The 15,941-nt window shown below is 65.6% G+C and carries 13 protein-coding genes; 8 read left to right on the top strand and 5 right to left on the bottom strand.

The genetic code is table 11. From position 1 onward, the window contains the following. Window positions 1-154 precede the first annotated feature (154 nt). Window positions 155-1,678 carry an ABC-F family ATP-binding cassette domain-containing protein gene (locus IF803_RS29910; RefSeq protein ID WP_461194529.1) on the top strand — a complete coding sequence of 508 codons (1,524 nt, stop codon included), beginning with the start codon at window positions 155-157 and terminating at the stop codon, window positions 1,676-1,678. Between the two features lie 337 nt (window positions 1,679-2,015). After that, the gene (locus IF803_RS29905; RefSeq protein ID WP_461194528.1) at window positions 2,016-3,482 is read left to right on the top strand and encodes a glycerol-3-phosphate dehydrogenase; all 1,467 of its coding nucleotides are present in this window, start codon (window positions 2,016-2,018) and stop codon (window positions 3,480-3,482) included. Between the two features lie 247 nt (window positions 3,483-3,729). On the opposite strand, the gene IF803_RS29900 is transcribed toward IF803_RS29905, so the two are convergent. Further along, complete coding sequence (locus IF803_RS29900) at window positions 3,730-4,959, bottom strand: tetratricopeptide repeat protein (protein ID WP_461194560.1); 1,230 nt, start codon at window positions 4,957-4,959, stop codon at window positions 3,730-3,732. Between the two features lie 296 nt (window positions 4,960-5,255). Here IF803_RS29900 and IF803_RS29895 point away from each other — a divergent pair, with 296 nt between their 5' ends. Genes IF803_RS29895 through IF803_RS29885 form a run of 3 tightly spaced genes read left to right on the top strand, consistent with a single transcriptional unit; the run spans window position 5,256 to window position 8,085 of the window. After that, window positions 5,256-6,356: an ABC transporter ATP-binding protein gene (locus tag IF803_RS29895; protein WP_461194559.1), complete on the top strand. Its 1,101-nt coding sequence runs from the start codon at window positions 5,256-5,258 to the stop codon at window positions 6,354-6,356. Continuing rightward, window positions 6,353-7,267: an ABC transporter permease gene (locus IF803_RS29890; protein WP_461194527.1), complete on the top strand. Its 915-nt coding sequence runs from the start codon at window positions 6,353-6,355 to the stop codon at window positions 7,265-7,267. Before IF803_RS29895 ends, IF803_RS29890 begins: the two co-directional genes overlap by 4 nt. Then, window positions 7,267-8,085: an ABC transporter permease gene (locus IF803_RS29885; RefSeq protein WP_461194525.1), complete on the top strand. Its 819-nt coding sequence runs from the start codon at window positions 7,267-7,269 to the stop codon at window positions 8,083-8,085. Before IF803_RS29890 ends, IF803_RS29885 begins: the two co-directional genes overlap by 1 nt. A 92-nt stretch (window positions 8,086-8,177) precedes the next feature. Here IF803_RS29885 and IF803_RS29880 read toward each other — a convergent pair whose 3' ends face one another. From IF803_RS29880 to IF803_RS29865, 4 genes are all read right to left on the bottom strand, one after another. After that, entirely contained in the window at window positions 8,178-9,029 is an 852-nt protein-coding gene (locus IF803_RS29880; RefSeq protein ID WP_461194524.1) for a carbohydrate ABC transporter permease, read from the bottom strand. Further along, window positions 9,026-9,895 carry a carbohydrate ABC transporter permease gene (locus IF803_RS29875; protein WP_092085065.1) on the bottom strand — a complete coding sequence of 290 codons (870 nt, stop codon included), beginning with the start codon at window positions 9,893-9,895 and terminating at the stop codon, window positions 9,026-9,028. Before IF803_RS29875 ends, IF803_RS29880 begins: the two co-directional genes overlap by 4 nt. A 203-nt stretch (window positions 9,896-10,098) precedes the next feature. Continuing rightward, on the bottom strand, window positions 10,099-11,484 hold the full coding sequence (locus tag IF803_RS29870; protein ID WP_028340607.1) for an ABC transporter substrate-binding protein: 1,386 nt from the start codon (window positions 11,482-11,484) through the stop codon (window positions 10,099-10,101). Between the two features lie 160 nt (window positions 11,485-11,644). Continuing rightward, on the bottom strand, window positions 11,645-13,609 hold the full coding sequence (locus IF803_RS29865) for an AsmA family protein (protein ID WP_028340606.1): 1,965 nt from the start codon (window positions 13,607-13,609) through the stop codon (window positions 11,645-11,647). Window positions 13,610-13,854: 245 nt separating this feature from the next. Here IF803_RS29865 and IF803_RS29860 point away from each other — a divergent pair, with 245 nt between their 5' ends. Genes IF803_RS29860 through IF803_RS29850 form a run of 3 tightly spaced genes read left to right on the top strand, consistent with a single transcriptional unit; the run spans window position 13,855 to window position 15,883 of the window. Further along, window positions 13,855-14,562 carry a CoA transferase subunit A gene (locus IF803_RS29860; protein WP_461194522.1) on the top strand — a complete coding sequence of 236 codons (708 nt, stop codon included), beginning with the start codon at window positions 13,855-13,857 and terminating at the stop codon, window positions 14,560-14,562. Window positions 14,563-14,586: 24 nt separating this feature from the next. Next, window positions 14,587-15,237: a 3-oxoacid CoA-transferase subunit B gene (locus tag IF803_RS29855; protein WP_018268725.1), complete on the top strand. Its 651-nt coding sequence runs from the start codon at window positions 14,587-14,589 to the stop codon at window positions 15,235-15,237. Window position 15,238: 1 nt separating this feature from the next. Next, entirely contained in the window at window positions 15,239-15,883 is a 645-nt protein-coding gene (locus IF803_RS29850) for an N-acetyltransferase (RefSeq protein ID WP_461194521.1), read from the top strand. The last annotated feature ends 58 nt before the right edge of the window (window positions 15,884-15,941 follow it).

The following is a 15,941-nucleotide window of genomic DNA, read 5'->3' as shown; positions in this document are numbered from 1 at the left end:
TCTCTTCCTGGTCTGCCCTTCGTGGCCGTGCGGCGTCGAACGTTTGAGCGTTCGTGCCTGCACATGAATCCCTCGCCGCGCTTCGACACGCACATCCGATGATGGCTGGACGCCTCGGGATGTCGCGATCGCCGGCAAGACCAGAGAATTGATCGTGACCCTCATCAATGTACGCAACCTCGGCGTGACGCTGAACGCGCCGCTGTTTTCCGAACTGAATTTTGTCGTCAATGCCGGCGACCGTATCGGGCTGGTGGCCGCCAACGGCCGCGGTAAGTCCACGCTTTTGCGCTGTATCGCAGATGCGATGGAGCCTAACGAAGGCGACATCACTCGTGCGCGCGGACTGACCGTCGGCCATGTCGAGCAGGATGCGCCGCCAAGACTGCTGGATACGCCGTTCCACGCCGCCGTGCTCGAGGCGCTTCCCGGCGAGCAGCGCGCCAGCGAGGGCTGGCGGGTCGACTTCGCCCTGCAATCGCTCGAAGTTCCGGAGGAGCTGTGGACGAGACCGCTGAAGCAGCTGAGCGGCGGCTGGTTGCGGCTTGCGGTGCTCGCCTGCGTGCTGGTGACCGAGCCCGATGTGCTGCTGCTCGACGAGCCGACCAACCATCTCGATCTCGCCAAGATCGGCCGGCTTGAGGCCTGGCTGAACGCGTTGCCGCGCGAGATGCCGGTGGTGATCGCAAGCCACGATCGCGCCTTTCTCGATGCAACGACCAACCGGACGCTGTTCCTGCGCCCGGAGCGGTCGCAGCTGTTCTCGCTGCCCTATACCGCGGCGCGCGCGGCGATCGACGAATTCGATGCCTCGGACGAGCGGCGCTATCAGCGCGACATGAAGGCCGTGCGGCGGCTCCGGCAGCAGGCCGCGAAGCTCAACAACCTCGGCATCAATTCCGGCAGCGACCTTTTGCTGTCGAAGACCAGGCAATTGAAGCAGCGCGCCGAGAGACTGGAGGAGACGGCGAAGCCCGCGCATCTGGAACGCTCGGTTGGAACGATCCGGCTCGCCAACCGCGACACCCATGCCAAGGTCCTGATCAGGCTGACCAACGCTGGGATCGCCGCGCCCGAGGGCCGGCTGTTGTTCAGGACCGGCCAGCAGTTCATCTGCAAGGGCGACCGGATTGCGCTGCTCGGGCCGAATGGCGCCGGCAAGACCCGGTTCGTCGCGGCGCTGCGGCTGGCGATCGAGAATGCCGCAGCGGCAGCGGCCGAGATCCGGGCCACCGAGTCATTGGTGCTTGGCTATTGCGACCAGGCACTGGCCGATCTCGCCGATAGCGACACGCCGATGCGCATGCTGACGCGGCGCTTCGAGGCCGGCGATCAGCGGGCGCGCGGCTTGCTCGCCGGTGCCGGGCTCTCGATCGAGATGCAGGGCCGTCCGATCGGGCGGCTGTCGGGCGGGCAGAAGGCCCGTCTCGGCATGCTGGTGCTGCGGCTCACCCAGCCGAACTTCTATCTGCTCGACGAGCCGACCAACCACCTCGACGTCGAGGGCCAGGAGGCACTGGAGGACGAGTTGATGGAACAGCAGGCCAGCTGCCTCCTGGTGTCGCACGACCGCCATTTCGTGCGCACGGTGGCCAACCGGTTCTGGGTAATCGAAGGCAGGAAGCTGATCGAGGTCGATGGACCGGAACAGTTCTTTGCCGCGGCCGGTGCGGACTAGCGGGTGATGGAGTCAGATTGGATCGCCGTCGCGAAGACGGTGTGCCTCTCCCGCTTGCGGGGCCGTCGCAGGAGGAGCGCTGCCAAAATATCGAAAACAACCCCATGCAAAGTAGCCGGCGGCGGCCGGCATTCGAGCAGGCTACTTGACACGTCGGGCAACTCAGGGGCATTATTCCAATATTCCGAAATCGTGCAAGCGTACGCTCGCCCCCGCAAGCGGGAGAGGTGAGTGCGCCGTGATTCACCCGGACATCATGTAGTTCAGCGCCGCGCCTTGACGCATTTTTCGTGCGAACCCGTCTTTTGTTCGCATGAAAATGCGATAGGCGTTGCCCATGGCGGACTATGACGTCGCGATCATCGGCGGTGGCCTGAACGGCACGAGCATTGCCCGTGATGCCGCCGGCCGCGGCCTGCGCGTGATCCTGCTGGAACAGGGCGATCTCGGTTCCGGCGCATCGCAGGCTTCGCCGCGGCTGGTCCATGGCGATCTGGCCGGGCTGGAACGGCGGGAGCTCTTCCGCGTCCGCAGGGCACTGAGGGAACGCGACGTGTTGCTGCGCATCGCGCCGCATCTGGTGCGGCCGGTACGCTTCGTGATCCCGTCGCATGCCGAGGAGCGGCCGCCGTGGCAGTTGCGGTCGTTGCTGCTGCTCTACGAACGGCTGACTTCGCGCAGCGGCCTGCCGCGCTCGGCGACGCTCGATGTCACCCACCATCCGGTCGGCAATGCGCTGAAGCGGCCGTTCGGAACCGCGTTCGAATATTCCGACTGCGTCGTCGACGATTCCCGGCTCGTCGTGCTCACCGCCGTCGATGCCGCAGCGCGCGGCGCCGATATCCGCACCGGCGCGCGCGTGACCCGGGCCGAGCGCGGCGAGACCTGGCAGCTGGTCGCGATCGACCGCGGCTACCGGCGGGCGATCACGGCGCGGGCGCTGGTCAACGCGACCGGCGCGTGGACCGCCTCGGTCGCCGACATCGTGCTGCGCGTGTCCACGCCGCAGCTTGCGACCGTGCAGATCAGCCAGATCGTGGTGCGCCGCCTGTTCGACTGCGACAACGTCTATGTGTTTCAGAACCCTGACGGCCGGCTGATCTTCGCCAGTCCCTACGAGCGCGACTTCACCCTGATCGGCAGCGTCAGTCATCCCTTCAAGGGTGATCCGGCGGTTGTCGCGATGGGCGTGCGCGAGGAGGCCTATCTCTGCGACGCCGCCAATCGCTACTTTCGCGAACAGATCGCTCCAGTGGATGTGCTGCGGACCGTCTCCGGCGCCAATTCCGTGGTCGTGCCCGCGCGCCGGCACATGAGCGATGGCGCAGCGCTGCTCGATATCAGGCGCGGCAAGGCGCCGCTGCTCACGACCTTCGGCGGCGACGTCACCACCGCGCGGCGCCGCGCCGAGCGGGCAGTGTCGGAGTTCACGCGGTTCTATCCGATGACACCGCGCTGGACCGCAACGGCGCCGCTGCCGGGCGGCGAGTTCGCGTGGCAGCGCTTCGAGACCGAGGTCGACATCGCCCGCGACCGCTGGCGCTTCCTCGGCGAGGCGCCGGCGCGGCGGCTGGTGGCCGCCTATGGGTTGAATGTGAAGGACATTTTGGGCGACGCCAAAGAGAAGGCCGATCTCGGCCCGGCCTTCGGTCCCGAACTGACCGGCGCCGAGGTGCGCTACCTCATGCGCAAGGAATGGGCGCGCTTTCCCGACGATATCCTGTGGCGCCGCTCCAAGCTCGGGCTGACCATGCCGCAAGCCGATCGCGACGCGCTTGCGACGTTCATGGCGAAGATGGATTGAGCTCGCTTCAAACCTCCCCTTGAAAAGGGGAGGTCGCTTTGCTCGCCAGAGCAAAGCGGGTGGGGATTCGGAGTTCCCACAAACTCGTCATGCCCGGGCTTGTCCCGGGCATCCACGTCTCCGTTTCCACGCGAAGAAAAGACGTGGATGGCCGGGACAAGCCCGGCCATGACGGCGCGGAAGAATCGGTTCATTCCAAATGCGATTACCCTGTTTTGAGGGGGAAGGAGAAGGGCTCCAGCAGCGGCTATTGCCTCGCGGCCTCGTGTGACCACGCGAGGTCGCGCCGGGACGGACGGCGATGCAGCCGCTCCGAGATCAGGCTCGTTGCCTGCCGGCCCTGGCCGGCGCGCAGGCACGCGACGATGAAGGTATCCTCCCACAATTCGCGTTGCGCATGGCTGCCGCCGATCCGCACCAGTTCGGGCATCAGCGGCGCAAGGATGCGCACGGCGTCGTCGTGATCGCCAGCGGCGAACGCCGCGATCCCGCGGCCAAGCCCGATCGCCGCAGGGCCGGGCGCCAGCCTGCCGTCGGCGTCGCGCGCCGCCATCTCGACCAGCCGCGCCTCGAGCGCGTCGTTGTTCGTCGTCGCTGCGACCAGCGCGTGGTGCACGTCGGCGAAATGCGCGCCGGCCTTCGGGAAATAGCCGTCGCCATAGACGGCGACATCCTTCCAGTGCTGCTCGAGGCCGGTCTTGCCGGCGACCGTCAGCCGCCACAGCAGCGAGGCCGTGTCGGTGAAGATATTGAGCGGCGGATAGGGCCGGCCCGCCGGCTTGATGTGCTGCTCGTAAATGTCGAGCGCGCTGTCGGCGTCGCCTTCCTCGATTGCGATCAAGGCGAGGTGCCAGGCGAGATGGCCCTGCAGGAAGCTGGTGCGATCATTCGCCGGCAGCCAGGCGGAGAGGAAGCTGCGGCCTTCCGCCGCGTCGCCCTGCTCGAACAGCGCATGCGCGACGGCGTGCGCGGCACCGGCGTTCTCCGGCTTCAGCGCATAGCCGCGCTCGGTGATGGCGCGGCCGGACACGACATCGCCGGCCTCGGTCTTCGACCAGCCGAGATAGGTGAGGAACCACCAATCGTCGCCATAGTCGCCGGCGTAACGTTCGGAGATTGCGAGCCGCGCGGCGTCATGGTCGGACCGGCCGGAGAAGGCATAGAGGCCGAAGGCGCCGAGCAACAGCGAGAGTATCTGCGCATCGCGCGGATATTCGCTGAGATGCTGTTCGGCCGCTGTCATCGCCCTCTTGCCCTGGCCCTCGATCACCGACGCGATGATCTCGATGTGCTGACGCTCGCGCGGGCTTGCGGCCGCGGCCAGCTGTCGCGCATCGGCCGCCTTGGCACGGGCCTGGGTGCCTTCCATGTTGAGCTGGTGGACGCGGGCACGGCCGAGATGGGCCAACGCGAAGTCCGGGTCCTCGGCGATCGCCGCCTCGAACGCGGCATCGGCTCCGTGCAGCGCCGCCAGCATGCGATCGACGCCGTCGACATAATAAGCGGCGGCGCGGTCCGAGGTGGTGGTCAGCGGCAGGCCGTAGCGGTCGTGAATCATCGGTTGCCCTCCCGGATTTGGCTGCGGAGTCTAGCAGAGGCATGGAAGCCGACAATATTGCGGGAGATGTCCGTGAGGCGGTTGAGCCGGTGCCGATCCGCCGCTAGCTTGCCGCCAGAATCGGACCTTACGGGGAATCGGGGCTGACGGACGTGACATCGGGCGAAGCGAGTGCGGAGGCGGCAAGGCCGTTGCCTGAACCGGCCGTCTCGGACATGCCGCTGCTGCGGATCGAGGGTGTCGCCAAGTCGTTCGGCAATTTCCGCGCGGTCGACAAGCTCTCGCTCGATATCCGCGTCGGCGAGTTCTTCGCGCTGCTCGGCCCGAGCGGCTGCGGCAAGACCACGCTGCTGCGCATGCTCGCCGGCTTCGAGACGCCGGACGAGGGCCGCATCCTGCTCGGCGGCAGCGACATCGCGCAGGTTCTGCCGCATGGGCGGCCCGTCAACATGATGTTCCAGAACTACGCGCTGTTCCCGCATCTGTCGGTGCGCGACAACATTGCCTTCGGGCTGAAGCGTGCCGGCGACGCGCGCGGCGATATCGCCGCGCGCGTCGCCGAGATGGTGGCGCTGGTCAAGCTCGAGGGGATGGAGAAGCGCAAGCCCGACCAGCTCTCCGGCGGACAGCGGCAGCGCGTCGCATTGGCGCGCTCGCTGGCGCGCCGGCCGCAGGTGCTGCTGCTCGACGAGCCGCTCGCCGCGCTCGACAAGAAGCTGCGCGAGAGCACGCAGGCCGAATTGATGGAACTGCAACGCCGGCTCGGCACGACCTTCATCATCGTCACCCACGATCAGGAGGAGGCGATGACGATGGCCGGCCGCATCGGGGTGATGGATGCCGGCCGTCTGGTTCAGGTCGCAACCCCGCGCAATCTCTACGAGGCGCCGGCCTCGCGCTGGATCGCCGAGTTCGTCGGCGACATTAATCTGTTCAACGGCGAGGTCACGTCCCGCGAGAATGGGCGCCTGACGGTCGCGACCGCTGATGCGGGCACGCTCGCGGTCAGCGAGCTGCGGCCACCGGTGACCAGGCAGGTCGTTGCCGTCGCGATCCGCCCCGAGAAGGTGAAGCTATCGCGCCGCGCGCCGGCAACGGACGGGGGCGCGTCGCATGCGATCAACCGGCTGGAGGGTGTCGTCACCGACGTCAACTATCTCGGCGGCGTGACCAGCTACCGGGTGAAGCTGGAGACGGGCGCGGTGGTGCGCGCGTCGATGGCCAATACCGCGCGGCTCGATGTCGATGCCTATCTCGCCGGCCAGCGCGTGGTGGCATGGTTCACCGCCGACGATTGCCTGGTGCTTGAGCAATGAGCGCGCGCCGCATCTTCGCCCGGCCGGCGCGGTTCGCCGCGATCGCGCCCTATCTTTGGATGGTGCTTTTCTTCCTGGTGCCGTTCGGTTTCGTGCTGAAGATCAGCCTGTCGCAGACCGCGATCGCGCAGCCGCCCTATACGCCGGTGTTCGATTTCACCGATGGCCGCGCGGCGCTGGCCGCGGCGTTCGCGCAATTGTCGTTCGACAATTTCCGCCTGCTGATCTCGGACAACCTCTACATCCTGTCCTATCTGCGCAGCCTCGTCGTCGCGGTGAGCTCGACGCTGATCCTGCTCCTGATCGGTTATCCCATTGCCTACGGCATGGCGCGGTTGCCGCAGCGTTGGCAGGGCGTGGCGATGATGCTGGTCATCGTGCCGTTCTGGACCTCGTTCCTGATCCGCATCTATGCCTGGATCAACATCCTGCAGCATGACGGCCTGCTCAACCAGGTTCTGCTGGCGCTTCATATCGTGTCGACGCCGGTGGTCTGGCTGTCGACCGACAGCGCGATGTACCTCGGCATCGTGTATTCCTATCTGCCGTTCATGATCCTGCCGCTCTATGCGACGCTCTCCAGGATGGACGCGTCGCTGCTGGAGGCCGCGGGCGATCTCGGCGCCTCGCCGTTGCAAGCGTTCTGGCTGGTGACGTTCCCGCTGTCGCTGCCCGGCGTCGGCGCCGGCGCGCTGCTCTGCTTCATTCCTGTTGTCGGCGAGTTCGTGATCCCCGACCTGCTCGCGGGTTCCAACTCGCTGATGATCGGACAGACGCTGTGGCTCGAGTTCTTCACCAACAAGGACTGGCCGGTCGCATCGGCCGCCGCGGTCGCCTTGTTGCTGCTGCTGGTGCCGCCGCTCGTGCTCTACGACCGCCTGCAGCGCCGCCAGCTGGAGGCGGGCCGCTAATGGCGCGTACGGTCACCAGGCTCACCCGCTTCAACATGACGTCGCTGGCGCTCGGGCTGGCGTTCCTCTATCTGCCGATTGTCATCCTCGTGATCTACTCGTTCAACGCCTCGCGGCTGGTGACGGTGTGGGGCGGCTGGTCGCTGCGCTGGTACCGCGAGTTCTTCGGCGACCGCGCCATGCTGGAGGCGGCGTGGATGAGCCTGTCGGTCGCGGCGGTGTCGGCGACGCTGGCGACACTGCTAGGCAGCACGCTGGCGGCGGTCGGGCTGGCGCGCGGCGAGCGGTTCCGGGGGCGGGCGCTGTTCTCCGGCATGCTGTACTCGCCGCTGGTCATGCCGGAGGTGATCTCCGGCCTGTCGCTGCTGCTGCTGTTTGTGGCGCTCAACGCCGAGCGCGGGTTCTGGACGGTGACGATCGCCCACACCACGCTGACGATGTGCTTCGTCACCGTCGTGGTGCAGTCGCGCCTCTCCACGCTCGACCGCAGCCTGGAGGAGGCTGCGATGGACCTCGGCTGCGATCCGGTGCGGGCGTTCCTCCTGGTGACGCTGCCGCTGATCGTGCCGGCGATCGTCGCCGGCTGGATGCTGGCCTTCACGCTGTCGCTCGACGACGTCGTGATCGCGAGCTTCACCACCGGCCCGGGCTCGGCGACGCTGCCGATCCGGATCTATTCCGAGGTGCGGCTCGGCGTGAAGCCCGAGATCAACGCGATCTGCACGCTGGTGATCGCCCTGATCGCCGTGATCATCGTGGTCGCCTCGTTCGCCTCGAAACTGTCGAGCGCGCGCGGCGAGAGCGCCGCGCCGTTGTAGTTTCCGTCATTCCGGGGCGATGTGAAACATCGAACCCGGAATCTCGAGATTCCGGGTCTGGTGCTAGCGCACCATCCCGGAATGACAGCGCATCAAGATTTAACCGCGCCTGCCGTCAGCCCGCCAACCATGTAGCGCTTGAAGGCGTAATAGACCGCGGCCGGCGGCAGCGCGTAGATGAAGCCGGTGGTCATGAGCAGCTCCCACGGCGAGTCGTCCGCGGCGAGGAAGTTGCCGAGCGCGACCGGCAGCGTGATGTCGGTGTCCTTCGACAGCAGCAGGAACGCGTAGAGATATTCGTTCCACGCGAGCAGGATCGCATAGGTGCCGACCGCGACCAGCGAGGGCATCATCAAGGGCACGTAGACCAGGCGGAACAGCTGCAGCGTGGTGGCGCCGTCCATCGTCGCGGCCTCGTCGAGCTCGACCGGCAGCTTGTCGGAGGCCTGCTTCAGGACCCAGATCGCGTATGGCGCGGCGATCGTCACCATCGCGAGGATCAGCGACCAGTGATTGTTCAAGAGGCCATAGGTGCCCATGGTGCGGTACATCGGCACGGCGAGGAACGCGGCCGGGATGAAATAGGTGAACAGCGCCATGTTCATGACGGCGCGGCCGCCCGGCACGCGCAGCCGCGAGATCGAGAACGCGGCGGCGGTGGCGACGAACAGCGTCAGCGCGCCGACCGCGAGCGCGATCACGGTCGAATTCCAGAACTGGATCCAGAAGTCGCGCAGGAAGTAGTGCTGCTGGTTGAACACGATCTCGAAATTATGCAGCGTCGGATGCGCCGGCCACACCTTGCCGGAGAACGCGTCCTCCTTCGGCGAGATCGCAAACACGAACATATGGTAGATCGGGATCATGGTCCAGATGAAGACCGGGATGCCGATCAGGAGCAGCTTGGCTTCGGTGCCGACTTCGCGGAGGGTGGGCAGCTTCATCGCGACAACCGTTTCATCATGTAATAGACCAGCGGCAGCACGAACGGCATCGCACAGACGATCGAGGCCATCGCCAGCGAGAGCTGGTCGAGGCGCAGATAGCGGATGCCCAGGGTCGACAGCACGTGGGTGAGGTCGGCGGGCCCGCCGCCGGTGAGCAAATAGACGCTGTTGAAGTCGCCGAGCGTCCAGATCATCGAGAGCAGCGTGCAGGTGACATAGAGCGTCTGCATCGACGGCCAGGTGATGTAGCGGAATTTCTGCCACCAATTGGCGCCGTCAACGTCGGAGGCCTCGTACAGATCGTGCGAGATGGCGAGCCGTCCGGTCAGCAGGATCAGCGTCCAGAACGGCAGCGACTTCCAGATGTGCACGCCGATCGCCATCGCCAATGCGACCGAGGGATCGTTCAGCCAGTTCGGGCCGTCGTCGCCGGTGAACTTGAAGATCAGCTGGTTGACCACGCCCCATTCCGGATTGAGCATGAAGCGCACCGACAGGATGGTCGGGATCGAGGGCACCGCCCAGGGCAGGATGAAGATGACAGACAGCCACCTGATCCACGGCCGCTGCTGGGCGAAGAAGCCGGACAGGAACAGCGCGATCAGCATCTTGATGTTGATGCCGATGACCAGGAAGATCAGCGTGTTGACCGCCGCGCGGGCGAAGATCGGGTCGTGATAGAGCGCGACATAGCTCGCCGGATGGCGCGCCAGCCACAGGCCGTAGCCGACCGGATAGACCACGAAGGCGAGGAAGACGAGCAGATAGGGCGCGAGCAGCACGATGCCCCAGACCTGCGGCGGCGACAGCCGCGCCGACAACGGCGGCGAGGGGACATCGGATGCGGAGAGTGTGATCGCCATACGGTTACTCTTTGAGCAAGCTACCGCTTGCGCCTACGCCTACCCTGTCGTCCCTGCGAAAGCAGGGACCCATAACCACCGGCTTTCGTTATTGCACGAAAGCCGGTGACCAGCATGTTTCAAAATCACCGCCGCGGCGTATGGGTCCCTGCTTTCGCAGGGACGACCAGAGAAATGTGCCGCGGCAGCTGGTCTTGCAACGTCTACCCCGCGACCTGCTTGATGCGGGCGATCAGTTCGTCGACGGCCTTGTCCACCGGCACCTTCTCGCTGACGACGCGGTTCATGGCCTTGGCCCAGACGTTCTCGTTGTTCAGGATGGTGAACTTCCAGTTCTTGGTAAAGTCGAACGGCGCGGTGCCGCCGGTGAACTGATTGTAGACCGCCTTGCGATGCCGGTCAGCCTGCCAGAACGGGCTCGCCTGGCTTGCCTTGGTCACCGGGAACCAGCGGCCAAGCGCGCCCTCGACATAGGGCCGCAAATTGTCTTCCTGCATCAGGAAGGCAATGAACTGCTTGCCTTCCGCCTTGTTCTTGGCGTTGGCGAAGATCAGCCCGGTCTTGACGTCGGAGCGGTAGCGGATCGTCGATCCGTCCGGCGCCTTCGGGAAGGACGCGGTGATGATGTCCTGCTCATAGGCCTGCTTGCCGGCGGCGCGCTGCGCGTCGGTCAGCGCCGGGTTGGTGGAATCCTCGAACCACTTCGCCGCGATCGAGATCGTGAAGTTGTGGGTCATCACGATCGTCTTGTTGTGGAACGCGACGTTGTTGTCCGGGTCCTTCCAGGTCGTGGAGGAGGGCGGCGAGCAGCCCTTGATGTAGGTGTCGGTGTAGTCCTTCAGCGCGTGAATCAACCCGTCGCGCACCTTGGGATCGTCGACCAAGAGCTTGCCGTCGTCGTCGACCAGCTTGACGTGATAGGCGTCCATGAAGGTGTAGAACGACTGGAACGAGTCGGTGGATTCCACGCCCATCGGCTGGCCGACGCCGTAGATGCGCTGGCCGGTCGCCTTGCGGATTGCCGGCTGCACCTTGTCGCACCAGAACGACCAGTAATCCTCCCACTTGGTCGGGATGTCGGCGGCCTTGAAGCCGGCCTTCTCGAGCATGTCGCCCCAGATCTGGACGTGCATGCTCTGCTGCTTCAGCGGGAAGCCGTAATAGGCCTTCTTCTTGGCGACGTCGTTGTAGAGCAGCGCCGTCTCCAGCGTGTTCGGCGCGAACGCGTCCTTCATCGGCAGCAGGATGTCGGAGAGATCCTCGAGCTTGCCTTCATAGGCCCATTTGCCCTGCGCCTGCACGTCGTAGGAGTCGGAATAGGCGACGTCGGGCACGGTGCCGGAATCGAGCGCGGCGACCGTCTTCGGAATCATGTCCTGGATCGCGTATTGCGACAGTTCGACCTTGATGCCGGTCTTGGCTTCGAATTTCTTGATCGTCTCGAGCAGCGCGTCGTCTTCGGATTTGTAAAATCCCTTGCCCCACCAGACGGTGATCGTCTTGCCCTGGGCGAGAGCGGGTGCAGTTGCGGCAAACAGGCCGACCGCGGCGACCGCAATTGATAGCGCACCGATAACCTTGGATCTCACGTTGTTCTCCCTCATGAGGCCGGCTTTTTAACCGGTTGGAGAAAACACTAGCGCATGCCCGTGACCCGATAAAGATGTCGCGCCGCCGACTTGTGTAGGGGTTTGCGGCGAGCGCGTGGATCGGTCCCGGTGCATCGATGCGCAAAGTGAATGGATTCGATCAGTTCGACTTCGCATTCTCGGCCGACGCCGCCGGTGCGCCGCCGGGCGCGCCTGCCGCAGCATCGGGCGCCGCCGCGGGCCGTGCGGCGCCGCCGGTGAAGCGCTCGATCACCGAGCGCACCGCGTCGCGGGTCTTGCGATCCTTCACCGCATCGAGCAGCGGGGCGGACGCCGGCGAGCGGCGGATCAGGCTTTCCGGATCGGGGAAGATCAGCGGATCGTCCCACGGCCCCTGGATCACGAAGGGCAGATCGAAACCGTTGCCGCCGGCCGATGCCGAGGTCAGGCTGGCGACACCTTTCAGATCGTATTCGCGCGACGGCACCGAGGCCGTGCCGGTCAGCGTGATCTTCGCCGTGGGGCTTTCGACATGAATGTCGTCAGCGGTCGCGACGCCATCGGCGAATTTCACCGAGATGCTGAGATTGTCGTAGGGCGTCGAGCCGGAGCGGAAATTGCCGCCGCCGGACAGCGGCCGCTTCTCCAGCCGCTTCAACAGCTGCTCGACATTGAAGCCCGCGATCGCGCCGTCATGCCCGTTCAGCGTGGCGGTGCCGTCGAGCGACGACGCGAGCCCGAACGGGCTCGAGCCCGAGGCCGTCAGCGAGACGTTGAGGTTGCCGCGGCCGGACAGCTTGTTGATGCCGAACAATTCGCTGGCGCAGGCCTGCAGATCGACATCGGTGAACTGGAATTGCGCCCTGACGTCGGCGACCGCATCCGAGCGCGCGATCGCGAACGAGCCCTTGGCGATGCCGCCATACATCTGCGCCTCGCCGACGCTGAGCGCCAGCGCGCCGCCGCGCAGATTGGCGCCGAATGCGGTGCGGCCGAGCTTGGACGGGCCGACCGTCACCTTGGCCGCCGACAGGCGCATGTCGAGATCGGTCGACGACAGCGAGGACAGGTCGAACAGCTGCCTGTTCCAGTCGCGCTGACCGCTGGCCAGCAGGCGGAACGTCGAGATGTAAGGCGTGAAATCGAGATTGCCGGCGGCAAGCGTCGCCTGCAGCGTCTGCCGGCCGTTATTGGCATAGGTCATCACGCCCTCGGCGACGTTGCCGTCGAGCTCGACATTGACATTGGTGAGCGCGACCGAGCCGCCGACCACATTGGCGCGGGCCTTCAGCGCGAAGCGGCCGAAGCCGCCACCGCCGCCGGGCGGGGCCTGTCCCATCCAGCGCAACGCGTTGCGCAGCGACGGGCTGTCCATTGTGGCGACGCCTTCCATCATCAGGCTGGTGCGGTTGGCGACGGTTCCGTCGAAGGCAACCTTCAGCGGCGCGCTGGCGAGCCGTGCCTTCAGGCCGGAGCGGTCGCCCGACAACAGCGCGACGAAGTCGCTGGCGCTGATCGAGCCGTCGACGCGTTCGCCGCGCCAGTCGAACTGGCCGGTTGCGGCAAAGGAGCGCGAGATCGAGGGCCAGGCCAGCGACAGGTCAATATCGCCAAGCTGTTCGGAGATGTTGTTGGTGCCGTCCTGGTAGTTCAGTTCGCCGTCCTGGATCCGGATTTCGGAGAACGACACCTGGTTCTCGGCGCCGGGCGTCATCGCCTTGGCGATGGTCTCGACGAACGGCGTCCAATTGCTCTCGCCGGCGCCGTCGCGGACCACATGGATATGCGGACGGAGCATCATGACGTCGGCAATCTCGAACCGCCGCAGCAGCAGCGGCAGCAGGCGCAGATTGGCGGTCAACACGTCGACCTGTAGGGCGGGACCGATGGTATCGGCGCCCTTCAGCCCGACATTATGAAAGGAGACGTAGCTGCCGGGAAAAACCGAGACGTCGATCGGCCCGTTGACGACGAGATCGAGCCCGGTCACGGCGCGGATCTGCGCTTCCACCGCCCGCTGCAGCGCGTCCCGGTTGAGGAACCACGACGTTCCGACCAGCCCGACCAGCGCCAGGCCGAAAAGCGCCGCGATCGGCATCCCCAGGCGCTTAATTCCTTGGGCCATCGTCAATGACATATCCGGGTCGGGTTGAGTTTTGTCGGGTCGTCGTCGAACACAGCGGGCTCTCGCCGGAGGCCCCTGCCAACCCACGCAACTTGAAGGGTTTTCTTGTCGCTTTCAAGGCCATGTTGATCGCCGCAGGCCGCCGCCCGTCGCCGCACCCGGCCATGATTGACGCACTGCGAAGATTTCGCCTAATAATCCGCTTTGCCACAGCCGTTCCGCGCCCTCCATCAGGTATTCGCTGCATGAACAAAGTTTATCCCGACGCCAAATCGGCACTCGATGGTCTCCTCAAGGACGGCATGATGATCATGTCGGGCGGCTTCGGCCTCTGCGGCATCGCCGAGACCCTGTCGGACGCGATCCGCGACTCCGGCGTGAAGGGGCTCACGGTCGTCTCCAACAATGCCGGCGTCGACGGCATCGGCCTCAGCCGGCTGCTGGAAACGCGCCAGATCAAGAAGATGATCTCGTCCTATGTCGGCGAGAATAAGCTGTTCGCCCAGCAATATCTCGCCGGCGAGCTCGAGCTCGAGTTCAACCCGCAGGGCACGCTGGCCGAGCGCATCCGCGCCGGCGGCGCCGGAATCCCGGCCTTCTACACCAAGACCGGCGTCGGCACGCTGATCGCCGAAGGCAAGGAAGTGAAGGAATTCGAGGGCGAGAAGTACATCATGGAACGCGGCCTGTTCGCCGATGTCGCCATCGTCCATGCCTGGAAGGGCGACACCGCCGGCAACCTCGTCTACCGCAAGACCGCGCGCAACTTTAACCCGATGATGGCGACCGCCGCCAAAGTCACCGTCGCCGAGGTCGAGCACCTGGTGCCGGCCGGCGAGATCGACCCGGACCACATCCACACCCCCGGCATCTTCGTCAAACGCATCATCGAGGTCGGGACCGGCAAGAAGCGGATCGAGTTCCGCAACACCCGTCCGCGTCCCGCCGCCTAAAACATAATCCTTCAGGAGAGCCTCATGGCCTGGACCCGTGAACAGATGGCCGCCCGCGCCGCCAAGGAGTTGCGCGACGGCTATTACGTCAATCTCGGCATCGGCATTCCGACGCTGGTCTCGAACTATATTCCCGACGGCATCGACGTCAGCCTGCAGAGCGAGAACGGCATGCTCGGCATGGGCCCGTTCCCCTATGAGGACGAGGTCGACGCCGACCTGATCAATGCCGGCAAGCAGACCGTGAGCGAGCTGCCCTCGACCAGCTATTTCTCGTCGGCCGATTCCTTCGGCATGGTGCGCGGCGGCCATATCGATCTGTCGATCCTCGGCGCCATGCAGGTGGCGCAGAACGGTGACCTCGCCAACTGGATGATCCCCGGCAAGATGGTGAAGGGCATGGGCGGCGCCATGGACCTCGTCGCCGGCGTCAAGCGCGTCGTGGTCGTGATGGAGCATTCCGCCAAGGACGGCCCCAAGCTGCTCAAGCAGTGCAACCTGCCGCTGACCGGCGAGCGCGTGGTCGACATGGTCGTCACCGACCTTGCGGTGTTCACCATCGACAAGCACGGCAAGGACGGCATGGCGCTGATCGAGCTCGCCGACGGGGTCACGCTCGACGAGGTCAAGGCCAAGACCGAGGCCGAATTCCGCGTCGCGCTGAAGAACACCTGAGATGATCGGCGCGGGACGATCCTCGATCCGTCCCGCACGATCCGACGACGCCGGCTTCATCGCCGGCATCGTCCTGGCCGCGCAGCGCGGCCCGTTGCCGCGCGGCTGGTTCGATATCGCGCTCGATCGGGGCGAGGCGGAATGCCTGGCGTTCATGACGCGGCTTGCCGTGGCGCGGGTGCGGTCATGGTATCACGTCGCCCATTTCCTGATCGCTGAAGTCGATGGCGCGCCGGCCGCCGCGCTGTGCGCGATGCCGGCATCCGGAACGGTCGTCGCGGCACGTGCGGCGATCGAGGAGGTCGCGGCAGAGACCGGCATGGATGCCGATGCCATCGTCGCGCGCGGCGGCTATGCCCGTAACTGCTGGGTGCAAGGCGGCGAGGGCGACTGGCTGATCGAGCATGTCGCCCGACAAGCGTCCCATCGTAGCGGCGGTCTGGTGCAGGACTTGATCCGCCGCGCACTCGCCGACGGCAAGGCGGCCGGTTACACGCAGGCATCGATCTCGTTCCTGATCGGCAACGCCGCCGCCGAACGCTGCTATGCCAAGGCCGGCTTCGCCTTCGCCGAAGAGAAGCGCGACGCCGCCTTCGAAGCGATGACCGGCGCGCCGGGCTTTCGCAGATTTGTGCGGATGATGTGAACGGGGTGCACGGCGAACGGCCCGCATATACATCTGTCGTCCCGGCCTAGTGCGCAAT

Source organism: Bradyrhizobium sp. UFLA06-06, assembly GCF_054820065.1.
The sequence above is the reverse complement of the archived record's forward strand: the minus strand, read 5'-3'. Positions and strand labels throughout refer to the sequence as shown.

Excerpts from the sequence above, each read along its gene's own strand:
- IF803_RS29905 (WP_461194528.1), top strand. The coding sequence starts at position 2,016 with ATGGCGGACTATGACGTCGCGATCATCGGCGGTGGCCTGAACGGCACG.
- IF803_RS29900 (WP_461194560.1), bottom strand. The coding sequence starts at position 4,959 with ATGCTGGCGGCGCTGCACGGAGCCGATGCCGCGTTCGAGGCGGCGATC.
- IF803_RS29895 (WP_461194559.1), top strand. The coding sequence starts at position 5,256 with ATGCCGCTGCTGCGGATCGAGGGTGTCGCCAAGTCGTTCGGCAATTTC.
- IF803_RS29890 (WP_461194527.1), top strand. The coding sequence starts at position 6,353 with ATGAGCGCGCGCCGCATCTTCGCCCGGCCGGCGCGGTTCGCCGCGATC.
- IF803_RS29885 (WP_461194525.1), top strand. The coding sequence starts at position 7,267 with ATGGCGCGTACGGTCACCAGGCTCACCCGCTTCAACATGACGTCGCTG.
- IF803_RS29880 (WP_461194524.1), bottom strand. The coding sequence starts at position 9,029 with ATGAAGCTGCCCACCCTCCGCGAAGTCGGCACCGAAGCCAAGCTGCTC.
- IF803_RS29875 (WP_092085065.1), bottom strand. The coding sequence starts at position 9,895 with ATGGCGATCACACTCTCCGCATCCGATGTCCCCTCGCCGCCGTTGTCG.
- IF803_RS29865 (WP_028340606.1), bottom strand. The coding sequence starts at position 13,609 with ATGGCCCAAGGAATTAAGCGCCTGGGGATGCCGATCGCGGCGCTTTTC.
- IF803_RS29860 (WP_461194522.1), top strand. The coding sequence starts at position 13,855 with ATGAACAAAGTTTATCCCGACGCCAAATCGGCACTCGATGGTCTCCTC.
- IF803_RS29855 (WP_018268725.1), top strand. The coding sequence starts at position 14,587 with ATGGCCTGGACCCGTGAACAGATGGCCGCCCGCGCCGCCAAGGAGTTG.
- IF803_RS29850 (WP_461194521.1), top strand. The coding sequence starts at position 15,239 with ATGATCGGCGCGGGACGATCCTCGATCCGTCCCGCACGATCCGACGAC.